This is a genomic window from Natronobacillus azotifigens, assembly GCF_026805325.1.
Taxonomy (GTDB): Bacteria; Bacillota; Bacilli; order Bacillales; family Amphibacillaceae; genus Natronobacillus; species Natronobacillus azotifigens.
This window is the reverse complement of record NZ_JAPRAT010000030.1, coordinates 20,615-46,381: the sequence shown is the minus strand read 5'-3', so window position 1 is coordinate 46,381 and position 25,767 is coordinate 20,615. Positions and strand designations below refer to the sequence as shown.

The 25,767-nt window shown below is 37.8% G+C and carries 21 protein-coding genes and 3 riboswitches; of the genes, 19 read left to right on the top strand and 2 right to left on the bottom strand.

The features are described from left to right. The first annotated feature begins 670 nt into the window (after positions 1-670). Entirely contained in the window at positions 671-1,603 is a 933-nt protein-coding gene (locus OWO01_RS13550; RefSeq protein WP_336284272.1) for an AEC family transporter, read from the top strand. A 120-nt stretch (positions 1,604-1,723) separates the two neighbouring features. Here the strand turns inward: OWO01_RS13550 and pduL are convergent, their stop codons facing one another. After that, a complete protein-coding gene (pduL, locus tag OWO01_RS13545; protein WP_268781000.1) occupies positions 1,724-2,311 on the bottom strand; it encodes a phosphate propanoyltransferase in 588 nt (195 codons plus the stop codon). 230 nt (positions 2,312-2,541) lie between these two features. Here pduL and OWO01_RS13540 point away from each other — a divergent pair, with 230 nt between their 5' ends. Together OWO01_RS13540 and OWO01_RS13535 are read left to right on the top strand one after the other, a co-directional pair. Continuing rightward, positions 2,542-3,738: a class I SAM-dependent rRNA methyltransferase gene (locus OWO01_RS13540; RefSeq protein WP_268780999.1), complete on the top strand. Its 1,197-nt coding sequence runs from the start codon at positions 2,542-2,544 to the stop codon at positions 3,736-3,738. A 265-nt stretch (positions 3,739-4,003) separates the two neighbouring features. Further along, a complete protein-coding gene (locus tag OWO01_RS13535; protein ID WP_268780998.1) occupies positions 4,004-5,491 on the top strand; it encodes an amidase in 1,488 nt (495 codons plus the stop codon). 1,015 nt (positions 5,492-6,506) lie between these two features. Here the strand turns inward: OWO01_RS13535 and OWO01_RS13530 are convergent. After that, the gene (locus OWO01_RS13530; RefSeq protein WP_268780997.1) at positions 6,507-7,217 is read right to left on the bottom strand and encodes a hypothetical protein; all 711 of its coding nucleotides are present in this window, start codon (positions 7,215-7,217) and stop codon (positions 6,507-6,509) included. A 464-nt stretch (positions 7,218-7,681) separates the two neighbouring features. Between OWO01_RS13530 and OWO01_RS13525 the strand changes: the two genes are divergently transcribed. The 16 genes from OWO01_RS13525 (at position 7,682) to OWO01_RS16170 (ending at position 25,761) form a co-directional block, all read left to right on the top strand. Continuing rightward, positions 7,682-9,370 (top strand): PucR family transcriptional regulator, encoded by a 1,689-nt coding sequence (locus OWO01_RS13525; RefSeq protein ID WP_268780996.1) that lies wholly within the window; start codon positions 7,682-7,684, stop codon positions 9,368-9,370. A 365-nt stretch (positions 9,371-9,735) separates the two neighbouring features. Further along, positions 9,736-10,746 carry a serine hydrolase domain-containing protein gene (locus tag OWO01_RS13520; RefSeq protein WP_268780995.1) on the top strand — a complete coding sequence of 337 codons (1,011 nt, stop codon included), beginning with the start codon at positions 9,736-9,738 and terminating at the stop codon, positions 10,744-10,746. Positions 10,747-11,082: 336 nt separating this feature from the next. Further along, complete coding sequence (locus OWO01_RS13515) at positions 11,083-12,291, top strand: M24 family metallopeptidase (RefSeq protein ID WP_268780994.1); 1,209 nt, start codon at positions 11,083-11,085, stop codon at positions 12,289-12,291. 31 nt (positions 12,292-12,322) lie between these two features. Next, positions 12,323-13,522 carry a cystathionine gamma-synthase family protein gene (locus OWO01_RS13510; RefSeq protein ID WP_268780993.1) on the top strand — a complete coding sequence of 400 codons (1,200 nt, stop codon included), beginning with the start codon at positions 12,323-12,325 and terminating at the stop codon, positions 13,520-13,522. An 18-nt stretch (positions 13,523-13,540) separates the two neighbouring features. Beyond that, the gene (locus OWO01_RS13505; protein ID WP_268780992.1) at positions 13,541-14,749 is read left to right on the top strand and encodes a M20 metallopeptidase family protein; all 1,209 of its coding nucleotides are present in this window, start codon (positions 13,541-13,543) and stop codon (positions 14,747-14,749) included. Between the two features lie 652 nt (positions 14,750-15,401). Next, positions 15,402-15,815, top strand: a complete 414-nt coding sequence (locus tag OWO01_RS13500) for a hypothetical protein (protein ID WP_268780991.1) — start codon at positions 15,402-15,404, stop codon at positions 15,813-15,815. An 11-nt stretch (positions 15,816-15,826) separates the two neighbouring features. Further along, positions 15,827-16,435 carry a S8 family peptidase gene (locus OWO01_RS13495; RefSeq protein ID WP_268780990.1) on the top strand — a complete coding sequence of 203 codons (609 nt, stop codon included), beginning with the start codon at positions 15,827-15,829 and terminating at the stop codon, positions 16,433-16,435. Continuing rightward, positions 16,423-16,620, top strand: coding sequence for a DUF2129 domain-containing protein (locus OWO01_RS13490; RefSeq protein WP_268780989.1), 198 nt, complete (start codon positions 16,423-16,425; stop codon positions 16,618-16,620). Before OWO01_RS13495 ends, OWO01_RS13490 begins: the two co-directional genes overlap by 13 nt. Before the next feature lie 293 nt (positions 16,621-16,913). Further along, complete coding sequence (locus OWO01_RS13485; protein WP_268780988.1) at positions 16,914-17,177, top strand: transcriptional regulator SplA domain-containing protein; 264 nt, start codon at positions 16,914-16,916, stop codon at positions 17,175-17,177. Continuing rightward, positions 17,170-18,198, top strand: a complete 1,029-nt coding sequence (splB, locus tag OWO01_RS13480; protein WP_268780987.1) for a spore photoproduct lyase — start codon at positions 17,170-17,172, stop codon at positions 18,196-18,198. Before OWO01_RS13485 ends, splB begins: the two co-directional genes overlap by 8 nt. A 282-nt stretch (positions 18,199-18,480) precedes the next feature. Further along, positions 18,481-18,585, top strand: a riboswitch (SAM riboswitch). 130 nt (positions 18,586-18,715) lie between these two features. Then, positions 18,716-18,819: riboswitch (SAM riboswitch) on the top strand. A gap of 83 nt (positions 18,820-18,902) precedes the next feature. Next, positions 18,903-19,005, top strand: a riboswitch (SAM riboswitch). 69 nt (positions 19,006-19,074) lie between these two features. After that, complete coding sequence (locus OWO01_RS13475) at positions 19,075-20,871, top strand: PLP-dependent aspartate aminotransferase family protein (protein ID WP_268780986.1); 1,797 nt, start codon at positions 19,075-19,077, stop codon at positions 20,869-20,871. A gap of 45 nt (positions 20,872-20,916) precedes the next feature. Continuing rightward, positions 20,917-21,915: an aliphatic sulfonate ABC transporter substrate-binding protein gene (locus OWO01_RS13470; protein WP_268780985.1), complete on the top strand. Its 999-nt coding sequence runs from the start codon at positions 20,917-20,919 to the stop codon at positions 21,913-21,915. Positions 21,916-21,931: 16 nt separating this feature from the next. Then, positions 21,932-22,777 (top strand): ABC transporter permease, encoded by an 846-nt coding sequence (locus tag OWO01_RS13465; protein WP_268780984.1) that lies wholly within the window; start codon positions 21,932-21,934, stop codon positions 22,775-22,777. A gap of 15 nt (positions 22,778-22,792) precedes the next feature. After that, positions 22,793-23,533, top strand: coding sequence for an ABC transporter ATP-binding protein (locus OWO01_RS13460; protein WP_268780983.1), 741 nt, complete (start codon positions 22,793-22,795; stop codon positions 23,531-23,533). A gap of 13 nt (positions 23,534-23,546) precedes the next feature. Further along, entirely contained in the window at positions 23,547-25,211 is a 1,665-nt protein-coding gene (acsA, locus tag OWO01_RS13455; RefSeq protein ID WP_268780982.1) for an acetate--CoA ligase, read from the top strand. Between the two features lie 235 nt (positions 25,212-25,446). Next, positions 25,447-25,761 carry a TIGR04104 family putative zinc finger protein gene (locus OWO01_RS16170; RefSeq protein WP_418936224.1) on the top strand — a complete coding sequence of 105 codons (315 nt, stop codon included), beginning with the start codon at positions 25,447-25,449 and terminating at the stop codon, positions 25,759-25,761. Positions 25,762-25,767 lie beyond the last annotated feature (6 nt).

The window sequence follows — 25,767 nt, the reverse complement described above, 5'->3', positions numbered from 1 at the left end:
ATTAACAGCACCTATTAGCAAGGCAAGTGTTAAAATTAATAACACTATTATTTTTTTTCTAATCATTTAACCACCTCCTTAATATTAACAGTATAATCCTTTTTTTTGAAAAAGCAATAAAAATATTTCCTTTTTTTAGTGGGGATAAGTAGATTGATTAAACATACATTTGAAGAGTGTATTATTAAACCTTGGAGTTAAGGGGCACCTGATTTCGGACACTTATCTGTAGGAGGAGTGGACTCATTTTCAAGAGTAGGTAAAAAGAGCTTTTAACGGTATTTACAGGAAGAATTTAAAGATAAGAAATAGTTTTTATCCCGGAGCAACCGTCCGTAAGACTCCCACTTCAAAACAACGAGAATATCAAGTTGTTTAAGTAGGAGTAACGGACGCTAGCACCCCGAATGGTTCAAGGGCCTTTAGGTCATCCTTTAGGGCTAACAATCAGTGGGGGAATACCTAAAAATCCCCACTGATTGAAGTTTCACTTTATCTGAATAAAGATGCATTATAGAATTTATTTTGTGATGATCTTGTCATCGATTTTTTTCTGAAGATGGGGAAGGGAAGCACTGAGAAAATAATCCTTTTGTTACTATGAATTAATCTTTTGTTCACGTTGAACAGTTCACCTATTGTGAAATTTGTATTAAACTGTATAGGAGGGGTGAGCAGTTTGTCGGAGCTTTTTGTTATATTAACAGATATTATTTTACCGATTTTCGTTTTAATTGCGATTGGTTATACCATGCAGAAGAAATTCAGAATGGATTTAACTACATTGGCTAGATTGAATATTTATTTTATCGTACCAGGATTCATGTTCGTTACACTTTATACAACAGAGTTTTCAGGCATGTTGTTTGCAAGGGTGGTATTTTTCTTTATTGTGTTTGTGTTCATCTTATATTTTATTTCCTTATTCATAGCGAGATTCTTGAAGATGGATAAAGACAAGCGAACAATATTTTCTAACAGTGTCATGTTTTTTAACTCCGGTAATTATGGTGTACCTGTTAACGAGCTAGTCTTTCACGGTGATCCATATGCGATGTCGATTCAAGTAATTGTGATGGCATTTCAAAATATTTTCTTATTTTCTTATGGTGTTTTTTCGTTAAGATCAGCGAAAAGCGGAAGAATGGTAGCAGCATTAAGCTACTTTAGAATGCCAGTTTTGTATGCATTACTTGGAGGGGTAATTCTAAATGCGTTTCAAGTTCCATTACCGGAATTTATCTGGGTGCCAGCAAATTATATTAGGGACTCAATGATATCTATCGCACTATTAACCTTAGGTGCGCAAGTTGCCCAGATCAAAATCATTTCTGGTTTATCGTCGATTTATTATAGTTTATTGATTCGATTGATTGGCGGGCCGTTAGTGGCATTGGGAATGATTTATGTATTGGGGTTGGATGGTATTACCGCGAAAGCATTATTTGTCGCATCTTCCATGCCAACTTCAGTAAACAGTGCGGTAATTGCACAAGAGTATAGTGATTATCCACATTATGCTGCGCAAATTGTGTTATTTTCAACGTTAACTAGTGCAATTACGGTTACGTTTGTTATTTTTCTTGCAAGAGTATTATTTTAATCGTACTGAAAAAGATCACACCATACTTGGCGTGATCTTTTTTGGGGGTTTCAGACCTAATGGGTTTCGTACTCCCTGTGTATCGCTTACATTTAACGTAATGAAAATAATTTTTCTCCATTAATCTTTCAAAATATAACCGATATCCTCTTTTCCTGTTAATAGAAAAGCATTTGCATCGTCTACATCCAGGTGCATTTCTTTTTTATAAGAATCTTTGATTTTGCAGTGAACGTTGTATAAGATACCGCCCTTTTCTCCTGGAATCTCAACCTTTACGATGTCTTCATTGATTAGATGTAATTCTTCCGCTTCTTTTGGAGAAAGGTGGATATGGCGATTTGCCAAGATACAACCTTGTTCTAATTCGACGGTTCCGGCTGGACCTACTAGTGTTATTGGTGCGGATCCATCTAAATCACCGGAATTTCTTACCGGTGGTGCTATCTTTAATCCCCTGGAATCTGTTTTTGAAATTTCCACTTGTGTTTCTGGTCGGTATGGTCCAAGAACACGAACGTTATCAATCTTTCCATGCGCTGTCTGAATAGTAACTTTCTCTGCACATGCGTATTCTCCTGGTTGATACAAATCTTTGAAGTTTGTCAGTAGATAGTTTTCTTGACCGAAAAGTATGTCAGCATGTTCTTGTTTTAGATGAACATGACGAGCGGATATTCCAATTCTAACTGTTGTAGTAGCATGCATAGCAAATATCTCCCTTGAAAAATTGTGTATTCTTTCTTTATTATATCGTTTATTGGCAAAAAATATAGTCTATGGTAAGAATTTGTTGAGTTTTTCCCCGGATTTTTCGGATGAATTATACTATAAAAAAATCCAAAGATCAATCTGACCATGTGTGAAGTGGTTTTTTTGTCTGGAATAGATAAAGTAGGCTATAATGAAGGGAGACTCTGATAGTAAGGATGAATAAGATGCAGAAGGAAATCCAAGTGAAAATTAAAAATAAATTCAAGAAAAAATACCAAGCAGGTTATCCGCATTTATTTCAAGAAGCACTTGTCAACAGTAAACAATTAACTAGAGAAGGTGCTTTGTTGAACCTAACGGATGAGCAAGGTCACTTTCTTGGTCGTGGTTATTATGGGAAGCAAAATAAAGGGTTAGGTTGGGTGTTAACCCGTGATGAAAACGAAAAGATTGATCAGGATTTTTTTGATCAAAAAATACGTGATGCGATAAATCACCGTCATTCTTTGTATCAAAATAAGGAGACAACTGCTTTTCGCGTTTTTAATGGAGAAGGAGATGGAATCGGCGGGTTAACGATTGATGTTTATGCTGGTTATTACTTGATAACATGGTATAGCTTAGGGATCTATCAATTTAAAGATCTCATTCTTCAAGCACTCAAGCACGCTGTCGATTTTGAGGGTGTTTATGAGAAAAAAAGATTCGACACCGGTGGAAAATATGTCGAGGATGATGATTTTGTAGCTGGAGAGCGGGCGGAATTTCCATTGATAATAAAAGAGAATGGCGTAAATTTTGCTGTGTATTTAAATGATGGACCAATGACAGGGATTTTTCTTGATCAGCGTGAAGTAAGAAAAACGATCAGAGATCTCTATGCAAAAGGGAAAACAGTTCTGAATACTTTCTCTTATACCGGAGCTTTTTCTGTTTATGCAGCTTTGGGTGGTGCGAGCAAAACGACGAGTGTCGATTTAGCTAATCGGAGCTTACCAAAGACGGTCGAACAGTTTCAAGTGAATGATTTAGATGATAAAGCTCATGAGATTAGAGTAATGGATGTATTTAATTACTTTAACTACGCAGTGAAGAAAAATTTGACGTTTGATATGGTCATTTTAGACCCTCCTAGTTTTGCAAGATCAAAGAAGCATACGTTTAGTGCGGCAAAAGATTATGTCGGATTGTTGAAAGACGCGATTTCGATTACCTCAAAAGACGGGGTTATTGTCGCATCGACAAACTTTAGTGGATTTGGGATGGATAAATTCAAACGGTTTATTGACAAAGCTTTTGAAGAAAGTGGCTCCACATACAGCGTGGTAGAAACCTTTTCTTTACCAGAAGATTTTAAAACGAATAGGCAGTACAAAGAAAGTGATTATCTAAAGGTAGTCTTTATTAACAAAAACCAATAAATTCCAGATAGACCTTTCGTACAGTTAATGACTGGATGAAGGGTCTTTTGGCAATTTAGCAGATAGAGGTATTTGACGAAAGCGATTTTTTGTTAACAAGTTATGCGGGATAAAGAAAAAAGTTGATAAATAAGTCGAAATATTTCCCAGGCAATAAAATTTCGACAGTTCCTTCCAATTTCGCTTAGCGAAAAGCATCTGTTTTTCTGTTAGAGAGAATTTTGGTTATACTTAGAGATATAACGATAGTTAGGGGGATGATGAAATGGACAAGCAAACCTATCTAAATTATGATGCGATTGGCTTGGCTAATTTGGTGAGATCAAAACAAGTTTCACCAACAGAATTGTTAGATACTGCATTTGATCGACTTGAAGAAGTGAATCCAGAAATACATGCGGTCATAAGAACACGAAAAGACAAAGTATATCAAGAAGTCAAAGAGCGGATCGGAAGTGCGCTACCTTTTTATGGTGTACCGATATTGCTAAAGGATATTTCACAAGCGGTAAAAGGGGATGTGCTTAGTTCAGGCTCCAAGCTATTGCAAAAAAATATTGCAAAAGTGGATTCGAATTTTGTGGCGAAATTACGCGAAGCGGGGTTTCTTTTTCTTGGGCATACCAATACACCAGAGTTTGGATTGAAGAATATAACGGAACCAGAGGGTTATGGAGCAACAAGAAATCCATGGAATCTTTCACATTCTCCTGGTGGTTCGAGTGGTGGGTCAGCAGCAGCGGTTGCTGCGGGGATTGTACCAGTTGCTGGAGCAAGTGATGGCGGAGGTTCCATTCGAATTCCCGCGTCTTTTACCGGTTTATTTGGTTTAAAACCCACTCGAGGGAGAACGCCGGTTGGACCAGGTGTAGGGAGGCAGTGGCAAGGGGCTGCGATTGATTTTGTACTGAGTCGATCGGTTCGTGATAGTGCTGCTTTGCTTGATGTGCTACAGACCGTGCAACCGGAAGCGGCTTTTCAGACTCCAATGTATGATGGAAGCTATTTAGATCTTTGTGGGAAAAGCAATAAGAAAAAATATCGAGTCGGATTTTCTACAGCATCCCCTGTGGGAACGCCGGTTAGTGAGGATGCAAAAGCAGCTGTTCATCAAGTGGTGCATTGGTTAGAAGAGCAAGGGCACATGGTTGAAGAAGTGGAAAACCCTGTTGATGGGGTTGATTTAATGAAGCAGTATTATTTAATGAACAGTGGAGAAATGAATGCTGTCATGCTTAATTTAGAGAAAATGTTAGCAAGGAGCATAACGCGAAAGGATATCGAGATTTTCACATGGGCATTACATAAAGCAGGAGAGAAAATATCGGCAGCAGCGTATAGCCAGAGTCTGGCGAGTTGGGATGTTGCAGCGGAACGAATGGTCAAATTTCATCAGCAGTATGATTTTTATGTAACACCAGCGAACGCTCATCCTGCACCAAAGATTGGCGAGTTGCTGCCTAGTCTAGAGGAAGTAGAGAAATTAACGCAGATCGAGCGATTTTCCGCATCCGATCAACAAGATGCAATCTATGACATGTTTTTGCCTAGCTTGACTTATACCCCGCATACGCAATTAGCGAATCTCACAGGCCAGCCTGCGATGAGTGTACCTACTTATGTCACAAAGCAAGGGTTGCCGATGGGCGTTCAATTTGTTGCACCAAAAGGAAGAGAAGATCAGTTAATCTGTTTAGCAAGTGAATTGGAACGATCGGATTTGTGGATACAAAGAGAGTTTATCCCGGAGTAGACATGCGTAAGACTCCCACTTCTAAACAACAGTTGTTTAAGTGGGAGTGACGGACGCTGCACAAGATAATTAATTGGCGGTGAAACAAAATGTAGTGCAAAAATCTCCTTGCATAATTAATTATGATTGCGCTTTCGATATTTTTTATATAACTTATCAATTAAAGTAATAATCAAATATACAATAATTATGTCTAGAAATAGCGCTGCAATATTTAAATTGAAAAACGTCGAAAAATCATTGCTCCAATTCCTTATATAAATCGTTAAAAATGGAAGGGGAAATCCTACTGTAGCACTACCATCTTCAAGAAAATTAAAAGGAATAATGTAAGAAATAATAATAACAAGCCAAGCTGAAAGATTCATTTGAAACCAGTTAATTCGCTTAGATAAACTTTTCATTTCCTCACCCTTTCTTTATTATTTTACAATAGCTTTCAGAAAATATTTTATTCCATAACGGAATGAAAAAGAAAATTATATGTCAGACTAAAGGATCAGTAACCAGAAAGCTATATAATTTAATAAATACGATAAAATTCTTAGAGGAAAACAAATAAACCTCTACTCAACCACAAAATAATAACGCTGTCTATACTAGATAATTTAAACGAATTTGTGTAAACGAGATTGTTTTTAGTGTGGTAATAGAAAAAGGAAGCTCTTTTTGTAGATTAGAGTTACCAAACGACATTCACAGAAAAGAGTCTTCCTACAAACAATCATACGTCTTACTGAAGAATTAGTTAAAGTTCTGGTCTAAAACAAGATATTCAAGAAGTATTTCAAGAAACAATTTAGAAAAAGCAAGAAATCAGTTGCTTCGAAATAGTTAACTTGTTTTCTAGATTATAAATTCTATAATACTAAGATATTTGCATGCAGTAAATAAGGAACGATTCTTTCATAATTGCTCAACATGCTACTTTTAAACAGTAAATAGTGATCTCGTATTGTATAGGTTTCTGAATGGCTTGGAAATATATAAGCGGATTATCAAAAAATAATGAGAATTAATCTGGCCAGTCTGTATAGCTAGCACGTATGAAGCTACCTCCGTCAGCTTTCATAGTGGACAACCATGTTCCTGTAAGATTAAGATATGAACTTTCAACAACGTAATTTATTGTGCCTTTCATATGAATTTGAACATATCTGTTGTTTCTAGAGATATTGTACCAAGAACGGATAGGTGTCCAATGAGAGAGACCAAAACCAGATGAAAAATATGAATCACCTAGCAAGTTAACACTATTGACATAACCATATCCTACATTAGACTCAAAATCTTGTTGTATATATCCCGTTCTTAAAGCAGGAACAATAGCTTCTACTCTTGCAGTCCAATAGCCATCACCTTTCTTGACACTATTCGTAGAAAGAAATCCTTTTTTTTCCTCTACGTCTCCTTTAATATTTACTTCTTTTAAATCATCTTTAATCATGTTTACTAGATTATTTACTTCTTGATCTAATTGTGCTTCAGTTTGAATCTTCTGTGTATTAATTTCATAATTTGCATCCTCAAATGAGACAGGAATTTCATTTTCTAATGCAAAGTCATTTAATTCATTTTTAATTTCTCTATTAATGCTTTCTAATTTTTTTTCAATGATAATAAATTCATTTAGACTTGTGTCGTTAGCAAGAACTAAGGATCCTCCCGTGGCAAAAAAACTGCTTAATAGGAACATACAGCACACAGTAACGAAATATTTTTTCAAATTGCTCATCCTTTCTAAGTATAGTGTTATAAATTTGCTACAAAATAACAGTATCATAAAAAAAGGTAATGTAAACCCTTATAATGAAATAAATCCCATTTAAGTGATCTATCTTTATTTTATTGAACGGTATTCACTTTAAAAGAAGACAGCAAGATATTATTAAGAGAAAATAGGTGAGATTTAGTTAGAGATGAAAAACAAAATGCCAATAATCTCGTTTAAATTAGAACTGTTAAAACCAACACAGGGAAAAGCTAAAAGTGTACACGAAAATGACGAATATAGATACAAAACATATAAATTCGTTGCTTATCAGATAATGTGAGTAGTTAAAAATTTTCGCTAACGTATATAAAAATATCAGAATAGTATTACTACTTAAATATTATATGTATAATAAAGAAAACAAGAACAAAAGGAATAGAATCTGTTCGACAAAAACCGGGGGGTGACAGGCACCGATGGGTTTAGTTGTGAGAGAGGTATTGGAGTTGCCGATTTTTAATACTTCGACGGTGAAGGCGGGAGAAGTGTGTGTTGATGAGAGTAAGATAGAATGGGTTTCGGTAATGGAGGCACCGGTTGAGAATTTCGTTCGAAAAAATGAATTTGTCTTAACGACCGGAATTGGATGCAAAAATGATCCAGAAGCATTAACAACGTTTGTTCAGGATGTGGTTCAATCTGGTGCATCTGTTCTGGCATTTGCTACTGGACGGTATATTTATGATTTACCAGAATCAATTCTTACTATAGCAAGTGAAGCAAAATTAATTATCCTTGATATTCCTTGGGAAGTGCGCTTTGGTGATATTGTAGCAATGATCATGGGGAAAATTACTGCAGATAAGCAAGATGAACGGGAACAGGCAGAGATTGTTCGGCAACAATTGGTCAATTGTGTACTTAGTGATAAAGGGCTTCAGGACATTGCACAAGTACTGTATAAACATGTTCAACTTTCCGTTTGTCTCACGGATCAATATTTATTCATTCGTGGTAGTCAATTTTTCTCTGAGCAATGGCTTGAACCGTTTCAATCAGGTTTAGAAGGTCAAAGAATCATTGATCAAGATGATCAATTAGTTGTTGCTCATCCTGTTTATTATTTGTTAGAAGCGTATCACATAGAAAATCAAATCATCTATCGATTGCCGATCATTAATAATCATAAAACACAAGGCTATCTATTTGTTCACGCAACGACGACTAGTCAATTATCTTGGTTTGTGATGAACGTGCTAGAACATGCATTGACTGCATGTGCATTGTATTTTGTCAAAGAAAATGCGATTGAATTAACCGAGGTTCGTTTAAAGGATAATTTTATTCTGCAATTAGCGAAACAAAAGAAGACGTTAGACAGCAAGTTAATTGCAAAAGCAGATCTACTAGGCTATGATTTGATGCGCGATTATGTTTGTCTTGTTGGAGATATTCATTATCAAGGTTCGATCAAACAATACGAGAATGATCGACCAGAGAATTCATCGTTACAAAGTCAAAATTATGCGATTCAAAAAGAAATCACGTATGCGGGAAAACTGTTTGAAGTGAAGACCATGACGACGTTTGATGATGGAAATGTGATTACCTTTTTAGAAGCGCCAGCAGATCATTACATGGAGATAGCAAACCAATTTTTAGATAAAGTGGAGCGTCGCTTAAGTGCATTATTAAAAGGGATTGTAATGTCTTGGGGGATCGCTGCGCCTAGCCAGGAAAAAACGCCATTTTATTCGTCTTATCAAAAAGCCAAGATTGCGCTTGATATTGGGATTGAACGTGAGGGGCATGGAACACGAACATTATATGAAGATACCAAGGTGGATCGTCTGTTGATGACGTTCGCACAACAACCCGATGTGTATCGAGTTGTCCAACAAACATTAAATGATTTATTGGTCTATGATCAAAAAAGACAAACGGATCTTGTGCATACGTTTGAAGTGTATAGTCAATTTAAAGGGAATGTTAGTCAAACTGCTCGAGCACTTAACTTACATCGCCAGTCTTTGTTGCACCGATTAAAAAATATTGAAACGTTAACCAATCTATCCTTAGACAATGCAGACGATTCCTTTTTGTTAGAATTAAGTGTGCGACTGTGGAAGCTAAAGCAATTAAATACGAGAGAAAGAGATCAATGATGCTGCACTGTAATCGTGCGGCATTTTTTAATCCCTGAGCAACCGTTCGTAAGTCGCCGACGTCATAAGAACGAATCAGAGGAGTAAGTGGGGATAACGGAAATTAGCCTTCCCCGAAGGTTCAATCGTCATTAGATCATCTTTTTGGGCTAACAATTAGTGACGAGTATCTAAAAAACCTCCACTGATTGAAGTTTCACTGTATCTGATCATTAAATTTTGATTTACACCAAGTCGCATTCCTGAAAATGTGTTATTATTTGAAATATAAGGGAGGGTAATGCCATGTATTCTATACTTAAAATCTGAACTTGGTAATATCTAAATGTTTTTATCGAATCTAAAAAACATTTAGGAGGATTACAATGATAAGGGAAGCGCAGTTAGAAGCAATCGAAAAAGTCCAACAAGATATTGATTTTTCAGGTACTTGCTATGTAAAAACACGAGCGGGTATATGGACGAATAGTTATGGTTTTGCCAATCGTGCAGAAAAAATAAAAAATAAAAGAAACACTCGTTACGGTATTGCATCTGGAAGTAAATTTTTCACTTCCATTGCTATTTGTCAGTTGGTAGAGCAAGGAAAACTGTCTTTTGATACAAAGTTGATCGATTGTTTAGACGTAGAATTTCCTAATTTTGATGATCAGATTACGGTTCATCATTTGCTAACACATACTTCGGGTATTGCAGATTATTTTGATGAAGACGAAATGGATGATTACGAGGAAATTTGGGTAGATCAACCAATGTATCATATGAGAAGATTACACAATTTCTTACCTCTTTTTCAACAGAAGAAAAGGAAAGCTCAAGCAGGTGTTTCCTTCCACTATAATAATGCTGGCTACATTGTTTTAGGGCTCATTGTCGAAAAGGTAAGCGGGCTTATGTTTAGTAATTATGTGGAAAGAAATATTTTTGCTAAAACAGGGATGGAAGACTCCGGTTACTTTGAAATGGACGCACTTCCAGAAAGAACTGCACTCGGTTATATTGAAACAGCGGATGGTGGATATCGAACAAATATCTTTTCCGTACCAGTTAGAGGTGGATCAGACGGAGGAGTATATATAACGGTTGATGATATGGCCAACTTATTCGATGCCATGCATGATCAGCTTGTTAGAAAAGAAACATTGCTCAAGCCACAAGTGAAGGTTGAGGATGATATCTATTATGGTTACGGTGGTTATATGCAAATCAGTGAGTCTGGTAAGGTAATGAAACATATCTTAATGGGATATGACCCAGGTGTGAATTTTAGAGCGGTTCACTATCCTGATCAATTGATAACCATTGTCGTCTGTTCAAATCAATCAGCAGGAGCATACGAGATGATTCAAGAGATTGAAGATAATATGATCAAATAGTAAATAGCCGATACCGATTTGGTATCGGCTATTTACATTGTTGTTGAGGATTTATGGTTCGATTCAGGTTCACTGAAGATAATTATTACTTTTAGGTTGTAGTGTTAAAGTGCTGGACAGAAAAAGAACTAGGTAGCTTATCATGTCATACATTGAATCCTTGTTTCCACTCTTAACTAAGCTCTTGTGCATTTCCCTATTCAATCTGTAAGAAAGAAAAATCAAGACTTCATACAATTTGAACATTACATAAAAGGAGCGAAGTCTTTACAATAGTAAGAAATATATAAATATTCAAATAATTTAATCTTGAAAAATAAAGAAGGGAGAATGCACATGCTAGCCTTTGATCGGATTGAGTACCAAAATCGAATGAAAAAAACAAAAGAAAAGATGGCTGAACGTGGAATCGAGGTATTGTTAGTTACCGATCCAGCGAATATGTACTATTTAACGGGTTATGATGCATGGTCCTTTTATGTGCATCAAATGTTAATTATCATTATTGATCAGGATCAACCAATCTGGATTGGGCGTTATATGGATGCGAATGGTGTGAAGGCAACGACTTGGTTGCATGATCAGAATGTGATTGCATATCCCGATCATTATGTTCAAACGGATCAGTGTCATCCAATGGATTTTATTGCAGAGTTTTTAACAGAGATTAAGCAAGGGAGCCGACATATTGGTGTGGAGATGGACCATTATTATTTTTCCGCAAAAGCCTATCAATGTTTGGTTCGTGGTTTACCTAATGCAACCTTAAAAGATGGGGACTTACTTGTAAATACTGTACGAATGATCAAATCCAATCAGGAAATTGATTATATGAAACGCGCAGCAAAAATAGCAGAACAGGCCATGTTTCGAGGAACAGAAATGATTCGTACTGGTGTTAGAGAATGTGATGCAGCGGCTACGATGTACTATAACATGATCAGTGGAACAAAAGAACATGGCGGTGATTATCCGTCGATTGTACCGTTAATGCCGTCTGGTGAGAACACTGGAAACCCTCATTTAACATGGTCAGAGCGCAAATACAAAGAGGGAGAAGCGGTAATCGTAGAATTGGCAGGTTGTTATAAACGGTATCATGCACCATTAGCAAGAACCGTTTCGATAGGGAAGCCATCTCGTCAGTTACAAGATTTAGAGCCGATCGTACTGGAAGGGATGGGTCGTGTGCTAGGAACGATGAAGCCTGGAATGACTTGTGGGGAAGTCGAAGAAGTATGGCGCAAATCCATTGCAAAATATGGTTTTCATAAAGAAGCTCGAATTGGATATTCGGTTGGTTTGAATTATCCACCAGATTGGGGCGAACATACAGCTAGCCTAAGAAAAGGAGATCAAACGATTTTACAACCCAACATGACGTTTCATTTTATTCCAGCATTGTGGTTTGACCAGCACGGCATTGAGATAAGTGAGTCAGTTCGAGTAACTGAAGATGGTTGTGAAACGTTAGCAAATTATCCGAGAGAATTGATTGTTCAAGATCCATTTCCGAGAACACAAAAAACCGGGATTACTAGTTAATTGAAAAAAACATTTTTGAGGAGGAATTATTATGAAAGAAGCGAAGATCGGAACACGTGCAATATGGGCAGGAGAGCAAGATCAACTAGCGTTTGGTGCGACACAAGTACCAGTTGTACACAGTGTTTCCTTTGGTTATGACGATATGGACGAATGGTATGATGTGGCGATTGGTAAAAAAGCGGGCCATATTTATGGGCGGAATACGAACCCAACGGTGCAAGCATTTGAAGCAAAGATCAAAGATTTAGAAGTTGCCGAAGCGGCGACTAGTTTCTCCACTGGGATGGCAGCCATTAGTAATACACTCGGTACGTTCCTAGTCCCAGGTGATCGGATCGTATCGATTAAAGACACGTATGGAGGAACGAATAAAATTTTCACTGAATTTTTGCCTAGACAACAGATCGATGTTGTCCTATGTGACACGGGCGATCATGCCACAATTGAAAAAGAAGTTGCCAAAGGTTGTAAAGTACTATATCTAGAGACCCCGACCAATCCAACGGTAAAAATTACGGATATCAAGCGGATGGCACATGCAGGTAAGGAGGCAGGTGCGCTTGTCATTGTCGACAACACATTTGCCACCCCAATTAATCAAAATCCGTTAGCATTAGGAGCAGATCTTGTTATTCATAGCGCGACAAAATATTTAGGTGGTCATGCCGACGCATTAGGTGGAGCGGTCTGTGGGTCAGCAGAATTAGTTGAAGAGATCTATCATTATCGGGAAATTAATGGAGCGACAATGGATCCGATGGCAGCGTACTTGTTGCTGCGCGGAATGAAAACCTTGAAATTACGAGTAGATAAACAATGTGAAAATGCGATGGCCATCGCAAAGTATTTGCAAACCGTCGATGTCGTAGATTCAGTCTATTATCCGGGCTTAGAAGATCACCCAGGGAATGAGATCGCTGCTGAACAGATGAAGCAATATGGAGGAATGTTAAGTTTTGCGGTGAAAGGCGGGGTAGATACCGTTCGACACCTCTTGCCAAAATTAAACTATGCGAATCGGGCAGCAAATTTAGGATCTGTGGAAACAATTGTTGGTCCATCACGAACGACAAGTCATGTCGAATGTACGCCTGAAGAACGAGCGGCAATGGGTATTCCAGAAGGTTTGATACGTTATTCTGCAGGAATTGAGGATATTGAAGATTTAGTAGAAGACTTAGAACAGGCCTTTCAATCATTGCCAACCAGTCAATTTGTAACGGCATAAAGAGTAGTAAGAGAGGAAGTGATCAGAATCGAAACATTAGTGGAAAAATCACCACGATTATTAATTGACGAACAGGTAGTGAACTGGAGACGTCATTTTCATCAACATCCAGAACTTAGTTTTCAAGAAGAACAAACAAGTGCATACATTGTGGAAGTGTTGGAATCGTTTGAGGTATTTACGATTGAGACGGGAATCGCCAAACATGGAGTAATTGCTACACTTGCAGCCGGGAGTGGTCCTGCAATAGGTGTTCGTGCAGATATGGATGCATTACCAATCATAGAACAGAATGATTTTTCTTATACTTCAAAAAATCCAGGAGTGATGCATTCTTGTGGTCATGATGCACACATGGCGATTTTATTAGGTGTAGCAGCTATTCTGGCTGACCACTATCAGCGCGGTGATTTTACTGGAACGGTAAAACTAATTTTTCAACCAGCCGAAGAAGATACAGATGAATATGGTAAAACGGGGGCTCCTTACTTTATTGAAGCTGGGGTTGCAGATGAATTGGATTCGATTCTTGCATTGCACATGTGTCCGTGGCTTGAAACGGGAGCGATTCAGCTGCATCAAGGACCGAGTATGGCAAACATTGATAACTTTCATTTAATAATCATCGGAAAAGGAGGGCATGGTGGATATCCACATGAAAGTAAAGATCCTATTTGGATGTTAAGTTTTATTTTGCAAGGATTGTATGGGCTGATTAGTAGAAAAATGAATCCATTAGAAGTAGGAACAATTAGTATAGGGAAAGTGACTGGTGGTGAAACGCCTAATGTGATCCCAGATGAGGTGCAGATTACAGGAACGATTCGTTCATACACCGGTGCGGTTCGACAGCAACTTATCAAGGAGATTGAACAAGTGGCGAAACTCGTCCATTCTTTTGATGGCAACTATCAATTAGAAATAGAAAGAGGGGAACCAGCTTTAGATAATGATCCAGCCTTAATTGAACAGATCAAAACAACGGCCAAAAGACAAGATCCAAGTATGAAAATAGTGGAAGAACCTTACGGGATGGGGGGAGAAGACTTCAGTCATTTTACGAAAAAACTTCCTGGGGCGATGTTTTTCCTCGGTTGTGCGAAACCTGGTGAAATACAAAAGGCCCTACACGCATCTGATTTCACAATCGACGAAAAAGCACTGCCAATAGGAGTTGATATTTTAGTGGGAACGATATTGGATTTGCTTCGGAGCAACCGTCCGTAAGAATCCTGCTTCACAACAAGATAATCAACATTTTTTAAGTGGGAGAAACGGACGCTAGCACCCGAATGGTTCAAGGTCCTTTAGGTCATCCATTAGGGATAACAATCATTGGGGAAATCCCTCATTAATTCAACTTTATTAGAAACAGAAGAGCATTCGTGTCCATGAAGGCTCTGTCTTGTGAAATATTCGCTGATAGCCTTTAGTGTGTGTGGGTATTTAAGTAATGTGATAAAGAAATGAAAATACCTATTTCATTATAAAGAAGGCCGTATTAAGAGTATTATGCGTGAATTTTAGGAATAAAAAAGGTTACAAACAAAAAGAAGGAAGAAAGTACACGTTTATCACTAACGTAAAAATTTTCCAAAAAATGCACAAAGGATGATCCAAAGCCATAAAAAACAGCAAAAGAAATACCCAAACCTATTAGAATGGATTCGAACATCGCTACTACAGATGAGAATATAAAAGACTAGGCAAAACCAATACAAATTAGTTTATCTAGATAAATGAAACGTAGGAAAAGTGAATTTACTCTTCAGAGCTGGATTTTTTATCTATCTATTGCAGGATATTGTTTTTTTGTGTAGAATATAATACTTACATCAAGAATTACTTCTATTTTAAAATACAAACTAGGAGAATTTTTATGATAAAGTATAATGTTCGGTTAATTGAGCAATATAATGATGATATAGAATATATTTTAAAAAGTAAAGATATTAGAATAAGACATATAGACAAAGTGTTAAGTGATTTTATTATTGTGGAAGTAAATGATAAATATACATTATCACAATTAAAATTTATTAAGTCTATAAAAGAAACAAGGACAGGAAGGTTATTAGACGTTCCTAGGAATAAGCAGCCATATAAAATGAAAGCAACTACAGCACCTGATATTGATTTAGATTTATTAAAAAATATAGGTCTTTATGGAATAGGTAGTAAGATAGCAGTTATAGATTCTGGCCATGATATTGAAAAGTGTGGAGAAGTTGAAAAGGCAATGAACTTTACACAACATCCAAACTATTATGATACCTGTGGTCACGTTTCTTAGTAATTACACTTTTGAGAAATATAGTACCGGCAGCTACTATTTATTCTGCAAAAGTATGTATCGATGATGATATTGATGAGGAAGATGTATTTAGAGCATTAGATTGGGTAATTACATTGCCTGAAGTAAAATGTATAAATTTATCGCTTGGAATAGATGCTAAATGTCTAGGAGATTGTGATTTGGCCAATAAAATTAATGCCATGACTAAAATGGGTTATATTATAGTTGCTGCAATGGGGAACCAAGACAGCTTAACACACTGTCCTGCATGTGCAGAAGGTGCAATATCAGTTGGGTCACTTGATGAAAAAGGAAAAAAAGTAGCATCATTTAGTTCCCAGGGACATATTAATTCTAATAAACCAGATTTAGTTGCTCCAGGTAATGGAACACAATTAATTTTAGGTATCCCTTCACCATTTCACGGTACCTCGTTTGCTGCACCCATAGTAACAGGAGTATTGGGTGCTACATATAATATGTTTGAACAAGGTAAAAATGTGAAAGAATATATAGTAAGTAGTTGTGAGCCGCTTTTAGATGTACCGAGAACCAAACAGGGTTATGGAAAATTAAACCTGAAAAAATACTTGGAGGAGATAACATGCAGAAGGTAAAGATAAAAGTAGATGATCCAGGTAAGGTGTACCTATTAGAAGAGTATGGACAAATTACTTATATAGATAAAATGATTAACCTAGTTTTTATGACCATAAGTGATAAAGATATCGATAAGATAAAACAGTTAACATTTGTAACTAAAGTTAGTGGAAGTAGAAAAGGAACATTACAAGTGGTATAATTACCCTCCCTTGATTTTAAAGGGAAGGTTTTTTTATTTCTCTGTAAGATTCAAATAAAGTCCACACTGGTCATGAGGGCCTTCAGTAACAGTTAATCACAAAGTAACAAAGATAGAAAAGAAAGATGAGAAATAAATAAATCAATAGTTGACCAGTTCCACAGTTTTCCATCCGAACAGGGTTGCACCTTTACTAAGCATGAATATATCCCCGCCAAATATATAGCGCAATGATAAATAATTTCCCCGCGTTTAACTCACACTAACTGCAAACAGTAAAGAGGTGAGAAAAGATGGAAATGAATGATTTGATCTATCAACCTGGGGATATAGTTTATGTTATTATTCGCAATCCTCACGTGCAAGGAGCAGCGAATGTTCAAGAAGCAGCAGTGGTGCAGAACCCAGATCGTCCTGGTGAGCTGGCACTGTTTATTTATGAAACGTATTATCCATTGACGGATGAAGTGGCTGTTTACACATCTGAATCTGAAGCAGAAATGGCGTTTGAACAAGCATTTGGAACAGCCGAGGATGGAGAAACGTATTATGGTTAAACCATTTGTACCTCAACTTGTTTATTTTGAGCCAAAAGCGATGGGTTATCCATTAGGAAAAACGTTATATGATAAGTTCTCAAAAATGGATGTAGAAATTAGGGAGACAACGTCACACAATCAAGTCCGCAATTTACCAGGCGACAATGACTTCCAAAAATATCGTGTGGCCAAGTCAACTTTGGTAGTGGGATTAAGAAAAACCTTGAAATTTGATACATCAAAACCTTCTGCTGAATATGCGATTCCATTTGCGACTGGTTGTATGGGGCATTGTCATTATTGTTATTTACAAACTACGATGGGAAGTAAGCCGTATATCCGTACATATGTGAATACGGAAGAAATTTTTGATGCAGCAGAAGCATACATGGCGGAACGCGCGCCTGAAATCACACGTTTTGAAGCCTCATGTACCTCTGATATTGTAGGGATTGATCATCTTACGCATACGTTAAAAGATGCCATTGAATATTTTGGTCGATCGGAACACGGATTGCTACGTTTCGTTACAAAATTCGCGCACATTGATCATCTTCTTGATGCTGATCACCAAGGCAGGACTAGGTTTCGCTTTAGCATTAACGCGGATTACGTGATTAAATATTTTGAACCAGGAACCTCACGTCTTAAAGAACGATTGGAAGCTGCAGCGAAAATTGCAGAAGCGGATTACCCGCTCGGTTTTATTATTGCGCCAATTTATCTGCACGAAGGTTGGCGAGAGGGCTATCTCACGATGTTAGAACACGTAGCTCAGGTGTTGCCACCCAAGGCAAAAGAAAATCTAACTTTTGAACTGATTCAACATCGGTTTACCAAACCAGCAAAAAAGGTTATTCAAAAAAATTATCCGATGTCCAAATTAGAGTTAGATGAATCGAAGCGAAAAACAAAGTGGGGACGCTATGGCATATGGAAATATGTTTACACAGATCAAGAACAAGAGGAAATGAAGGAACTTTTTTTAACGACAATTCCTAAGTTATTTCCGAAAGCCGAAGTGGAATACTTCACTTAAGAAGAAGGTTACTAAAGCCCGCTTGCCTGTTTCTAGATCATCACTCAAGAAAAAAATGAATTATGAAAAAATTCAAAAAAATTGCTAGACAGGAAAACAATCTGTTGCTATAATCAACACAATAAAAAAATATTTATCCTGGAGCAACCGTCCGTAAGACTCCCACTTCAAACTATTGAGAAAATCAAAGTTCTATAAGTGGGAGTAACGGACGCTAGCACCCCGAATGGTTCAACTAACAATCAGTGGGGAATACCCAAAATCCCCACTGATTGAAGTTTTACTTTATAAAGAGTGGACGAAAGAACTGGCTTAACGACTCCACGGCAACCTACACTAAGTAAGGTGCCCCTACCAGCAAAGCATATTTGCTTTGAATGATGAATGAATACCGGTTAATTAACCCTTCTTTCATCTTTCGATGGAAGAAGGGTTTTTCAAATGAAATGAATTTTGAAAAAAATAAAAAACATACTAGACAGATAGGAATAATGTGTTATAATCAGTACAACAATTAAATTTATAAAGAGTGGACGAAAGAACTGGCTTAATGACTCCACGGCAACCTACAACAAGTAAGGTGCCCCTACCAGCAAAGCTAATCGCTTTGAATGATGAATGAATACCGGTTAATTCAACCCCTTCTTTCATCTTCAGGTGAAGGAGGGGTTTTTGTTTTCAGCTAATCACTAAAAACTAAATATTTCTTATCAAGAGAGGTAGAGGGACTGGCCCGATGATACCCAGCAACCTTAAGTTTTACTTAAAAGGTGCTAATTCCAGCAGATTTATTCTGAAAGATAAGAAGAGAAGTTATACATAACATCCTCTTCTTAAACGAAGAGGATTTTTTTCACTAAAAAGGAGGAATTTATAATGAGTAACGAACGAAACACAACCTATGATATCGAAACAGTGGCACTACACGGTGGGCAATCACCAGATCCAACAACAGGTTCACGGGCAGTACCAATCTATCAAACAACTTCTTACGTATTTCACGATACAGAACATGCAGAGCGATTATTTGCTTTAGATGAACCAGGTAATATTTATTCAAGAATTGGCAATCCAACGGTAGATGTTTTTGAAAAAAGAATTGCTTTACTTGAAGACGGTGTTGCTGCTGTTGCGACATCATCAGGGATGTCTGCGATTACCTTATCTATTCTAAATGTGGCTAGTGCAGGCGATGAAATAGTTGCAGGGATTAATCTTTACGGTGGGACATATAACTTGTTCGCGACAACATTACCACGGTATGGAATTAACGTAAAATTTGTTGATCCAACAGACCCAGAAAATTTCAAAGAAGCAATCACGGAGAAAACGAAAGCCGTTTTTGGAGAAATTATCGGAAATCCTAATTTACACGTTTTTGATGTAGAGCGTGTGTCAGATATTGCGCATCAAGCTGGTGTTCCTTTAATCATCGATAATACGTTTGCTACACCATATGTTTGTAAACCAATTGAGCTAGGTGCTGACATTGTCGTGCATTCTGCTACAAAGTGGATTGGTGGTCATGGGACAACGATTGGTGGTGTGATTGTTGATGGTGGAAGATTTAATTGGAATTCTGAGAAGTTCCCAACCTTCACTACACCAGATCCAAGTTACAACGGCATTCGTTATGCGTTAGATTTTGGAACGTTAGCATTTAGTACGAAGGTTCGCGTGCAACTATTGCGAGACTTCGGTGCTGCGTTAAGTCCATATAACGCCTTTCAATTAATTCAAGGGCTGGAGACATTGCATTTACGTGTCCAGCGTCATAATGAAAATGCTGTAAAACTAGCAAACTATCTCGAGAATCATCCGGCAGTTGAATGGGTGGATTATCCTGGATTGGAAAGTCACTCGTCTCACCAATTGGCAAAGAAAGTATTGAAGAATGGCTTTGGTTCCATCATTGTTTTTGGAATTAAAGGTGGTCGTGATGCTGGACGTAAGTTGATTGATAATGTCTCGTTATGGTCACATGTTGCGAATGTTGGGGATGCGAAATCGTTAATTATTCACCCAGCTTCCACAACACACCAACAATTATCGAAAGAAAAATTGGAAGAAACAGGCGTGAAGGAAGAATTGGTTCGACTATCTGTTGGCGTTGAGTCACTTGATGACATTATCCAAGATTTGAACCAGGCGCTCGTTAAAGCAACAAACATTGGTAGTGACGAGAAAAAAGAAATCGTGATTAATGATGAAGGGGTTATTAAGTGGTCCTTAAATTCACCGTATGAGCGAATTACTGTAGATGGAAAAGAACAAACGCGCCAGAAAAATATCGCCGTGGTTGGTTTAAGTGGTAAAGAAGCTAGACCTAGTTATCGTCTAGCAAGAAAAATGCAACGACTTGGTTATAAAATAATTCCGGTAAACCCAAGGGAAACAGAGATTTTAGGGGAAAAGGTTTATCCGGATTTAGCGAGCATACCAGAACCAATTGATATCGTTCAAGTATTCAGAACGCCAGAAGCTGCGATTGGTGTGGCTAAAGAAGCGATTGAAGTGAATGCAAAAGTATTTTGGCTTCAAGAAGGGGTCGTTTCACCAGAGGCTGCGTCGATTGCTAGTGAAGCAGGTTTAGAGGTTATTCATAATCGTTGTACGTATAAAGAAGCACAACGTTTGCGAGGAAGCATTGTAACGTATGCATGTGAGATTTAATTTAGGGGATCGTTAGACAAAAAATATGGGATGGGGGAAAGAAAAATGAAAAAAATACCGTTGATTGATGTGAGAAGTTTACTTTTATTATCTGTAATCGCGTTGTTGGTGGTTGTTGCGGGATGTGCATCTGCTACAGGTGGAGAGTCACAACCAGATGAAATCCGGTTAGATTATGCGTATTATTCACCGACAAGTCTTGTTTTACGAAAATTTGGTTGGGCGGAAGAAGTGTTTGAGGAAGAAGGAATCGAGATTGAATGGGTACTAAGTCAAGGGAGTAATCGAGCTTTAGAGTTCTTAAATAGTAACAGTGTTGATTTTGGTTCGACCGCTGGTGCAGCAGCGCTTATTTCAAAATCAAACGGATCACCGATTCAAAATGTTTATATTTATTCCCAACCAGAATGGACAGCGCTTGTCACGAACCATGATTCAGGGATAGAAACACTGGAAGATCTAAAAGGAAAACGTGTTGCAGCAACAATTGGTACGGATCCATATATCTTCTTACTACGCTCCTTAGCTGCGGAAGGTATTGATGCGAGTGAAGTGGAAATCATCAATTTGCAACATGGAGATGGTGCTTCCGCATTGACTTCTAATCAAGTAGATGCATGGGCTGGGCTTGATCCGCACATGGCACGAGTGGAATTAGAAGCGGGCGGAGAATTATTCTACCGAAATATTGATTTTAATACGTATGGATTTCTGAATGTAAGAGAAGCATTTGCCGACAAATATCCTGAATACGTGAATCGTGTCATTGAAGTATATGAAAAAGCAAGAAAATGGATCTTAGATAATCCAGAGGAAGCTGCTGAATTATTAGCAGAAGAAGCTGGAATTGATGTGGAAGTTGCAAAAATTCAATTACAACGAAATGATTTTTCGCAACCAATACCAGGAGATGTACATCGTGAAGCAATTATTGAATCAGGCAAAATCCTTCAAGAGGGTGATGTAATTGATGCAGATGCCAATATCGAAGAACTAGTTGATGATTTAATAAATGGCTCATTTGCTGAAGAAACGATTGATTAAGTAGGGAGGGAAGAACATGGCGAAAAGTACTGGAGAATTAACAGGTGTATATATTCGAGAACATACAAAAAAGAAAGAGCGAAACAAAAAGAAGAAAAAACAAACAGAGGTTGTTTTGTTGGGAAGCATTTTACCTGTTCTATTGTTTATTCTTTGGGAATTTCTTAGCCGCCAAGGTGTTTTCCCTGCTTACCAACTTCCTGCTCCGAGTGCAGTTTTTTCCGCGATCCTTGATATGGCGGCAACTGGTGCACTATGGGAGCATATAAGTATTACCGTTTATCGTGTATTTGCTGGCTTTTTATTCGGTACTATCGCTGCTGTTTTATTGGGCTCATTGGTAGGGTTTTATCAAAAAGCAGAACACATCTTTGATCCGATTATTCAAGCATTTCGTTCGATTCCATCCTTGGCATGGGTTCCCTTGTTTATTTTGTGGATGGGGATTGGTGAATCATCGAAAATTACCATGATTGCTGTTGGGGTATTTTTCCCAGTCTATTTAAATTTAGTTAGCGGGATCTTGGGTGTTGATCGTAAATTAATCGAGGTAGGAAAAATGTATAAGCTAACACCTCTTCAACAAGTAAGACGGATTATTCTTCCTGCTTCGTTGCCATCGTTTTTCGTTGGTGTGCGAAGCGGGTTAGGGCTTGGTTGGATGTTCGTTGTGGCGGCAGAATTAATGGGCGCTAGTCAAGGTCTTGGATACTTGCTTGTTTTAGGTCAAAATACGTTATCACCAGAAACGATCATTGCTAGCATTATCCTGTTTGCTTTTATTGGAAAATCAACCGATTGGCTACTAAAAATACTTGAAGCGCGTTCCTTGTATTGGCAAGATCGATTTGCGAAAACGTAATGGGAGGAAAATAGAATGAGTTTAACTTTACGAAATGTTAGTCGAACCTTCGCTGGCGCTTCAGCTGTCAGAAATATCAGCCTCTCTGTTCAACCAGGAGAAATTGTCGGCTTGCTAGGAACAAGTGGTTGTGGAAAAAGTACTATCTTACGAGCTATTTCTGGACTCGATGATGGGTATGAAGGTGAGATTGAGATAAATGGAAATACTGCCAAGGAAGTTCACGATACGACAGGGTTTATTTTTCAAGAACCAAGGCTCTTACCTTGGCTTACGGTCCTTGATAATGTCATTTTTGGCTTAAAAGGAGAGCATGCGGATAAACAAAAGCGAGCAAAAGAATATATCGCTGATGTAGGGCTGGAAGGAAAAGAAAAACTATATCCTCGTCAGCTTTCTGGAGGGATGGCACAACGGGTTGCAATTGCCCGAGCGCTTGTCACGTCCCCGGAAATTCTTTTGCTAGATGAGCCTTTTAGTGCCTTGGATGCATTTACAAAAATGCAATTACAAGATTTGCTCTTGGATGTTTGGAAAACGTATCAATCAACGGTTGTGCTAGTCACACATGATATAGATGAAGCGACGTATTTGTGTGATCGGATTGTCATTTTGCGGGGACAGCCAGGGGAGATTGATCGTGAAATAACACTTACAGAACAAAGGCCTCGAAAACGGGGAAGTGAAGAGCTGGCGAGATATAAAGCAGATATTCTCGAAAGCTTAAATCTAGATCGAGCGCGTTCGATTACTTAAGGGGGATTGGTTCATGTCTGTTAAACTATCACCAGTAGGTGGAGCATATAATTTATCCAGTTATTCAGAGACAAAAGCAACGTTTACTTGGGATGATGTTGCTCAGCACTTACATTTTGGAAAAACAAACAAGATGAACGCGGCTTATGAAGCAATTGATCGACATGTTGCCGAGGGGTATGGAGAAAAAACAGCACTACATTATATAAATGGAGAGGAAAGATACTCTCTAACTTTTCAACAAGTGAAAGAGAAAACCGATCATTATGCACAAATTTTAAAAGGAATTGGGATAAAAAAAGGAGATCGCGTCTTTATTTTTTTACCAAAAAATCCAGAGTGCTATAGTGCGATCTTAGCAGTAATCAAAATAGGGGCGATTGCAGGGCCGCTATTTGAAGGCTTTATGGATGAAGCGATTACTGATCGAATCAATGACTGCGAAGGGAAGTTATTAATTACCGATAACACGCTTGGTCAGCGCGTAAATCGACGAGCTATTCCTACATTAGAGAGGATATTATATGTCGAGGATATGGAAGCAAGACCTTATGAGAATTTTCAAGAAACGTTGGTAGAATGGGTTGATCCGGAAGATGGTTTGTTAATTCATTATACGAGTGGTTCTACGGGAAAACCAAAAGGCGTCCTTCACGCGCATCGCTCGATCATTCACCATTTTCAGACAGGAAAATGGGTACTGGACATTCAAGAAAACGATGTCTATTGGTGTACCTCTCATCCAGGTTGGGTAACCGGAAGTGTTTATGGATTATTCGCCCCATGGGTTAACCGTGCAACGATCGTTATTCAAGGTGGACGTTTTCGTGCAGAGGAGTGGTATCAATTAATTGAATCGCTTCAAGTAACGACCTGGTATAGTGCACCAACAGCATTTCGGATGCTGATGTCAGAAGGAGATCTTCACAAAGAGTATGATCTATCTTCATTAAGACATGTGTTAAGTGTTGGGGAACCACTCAATCCAGAAGTGATCCATTGGGCTTGGGATCATCTAGGTGTTCGAATTCACGATACGTGGTGGATGACAGAAACGGGAGGTCACTTGATTGTTAATCTGCCTTCCGAACCCATTAAACCAGGTTCAATGGGTAGAGCTTTTCCTGGCATTGAAGTTGGAATATTAGATGAAGAAGGAAATCTTTTGCCACCAATGTCGGTAGGCCAATTAGCAATCAAAACGAGTTGGCCGGGATTGATGAAAGAAATTTGGGGCAATAAAGGGAAATATAATAGTTACTTCAAATACGAGGGCTGGTACATTTCTGGTGATTTGGCTTATCAGGATACGGTTGGGTATGTATTTTTTCAAGGAAGAAATGATGATATGATCAATTCCTCTGGGGAAAGAATTGGTCCGTTTGAAGTGGAAAGCACCTTGATCGAGCACCCTGCAGTAGCAGAAGCGGGGGTAATCGGGAAACCCGATCCAATCCGCGGAGAATTAGTGAAAGCATTTATTACATTGCGAGTCGGGATAAAACAATCGGATGCTTTATTGGAAGAAATTCGTTTATTTGTTCGTGGGAAACTAGCTGCCCATGCAGCACCACGAGAAATTGAAGTCATTGAAGAACTACCGAAAACAAAAATAAGTGGAAAAATCTTGCGTAGAGAGTTGAAACGAAAAGAAATTGAGAAAGATTTGGCAATATGACCCTAATAATCAATGATTTGAATCGAATCTATTGTAATAGGAAGGCTAATTCGTTATTGAATTAGTCTTTTTTGGCTGAAGAAATCATTCCATTTAGAAAAAAAGAAAAAAGGAAATATAATATAATACAATAGGATTAAAGTGTATGCTATACTTAATGAAATAAAAATATACAACCGACTATTATTTTAATGAATAGGGAACGAATACATTTTGATCATTAGGAGGTAATAGGATGGCAACTTGCCAAAGTTGTAAAAAAGACTGGAGTTGGTTTCAGGTCTTTAAAAAAAGTTTTACTGTAAATCCCGCTGTGACATGTCCACATTGTCTTCAGAGGCAATACCCAACTAGAAAAACGATAAAGAGGAACCAATTTTTACTTTGTATTATTTTTTCGCCGTTTCTTTTAGGGATTTTAAACATAATCTCTGCAGCTACTGTCTTTACTGCGATCATTGTTCTAGGTATAATTGGTATACTCTTTAGCCCCTTTTATATGGAAATCACGAATGAACCACTACTAAAGGAAAAGGATTTATTAAAGTAAATATAA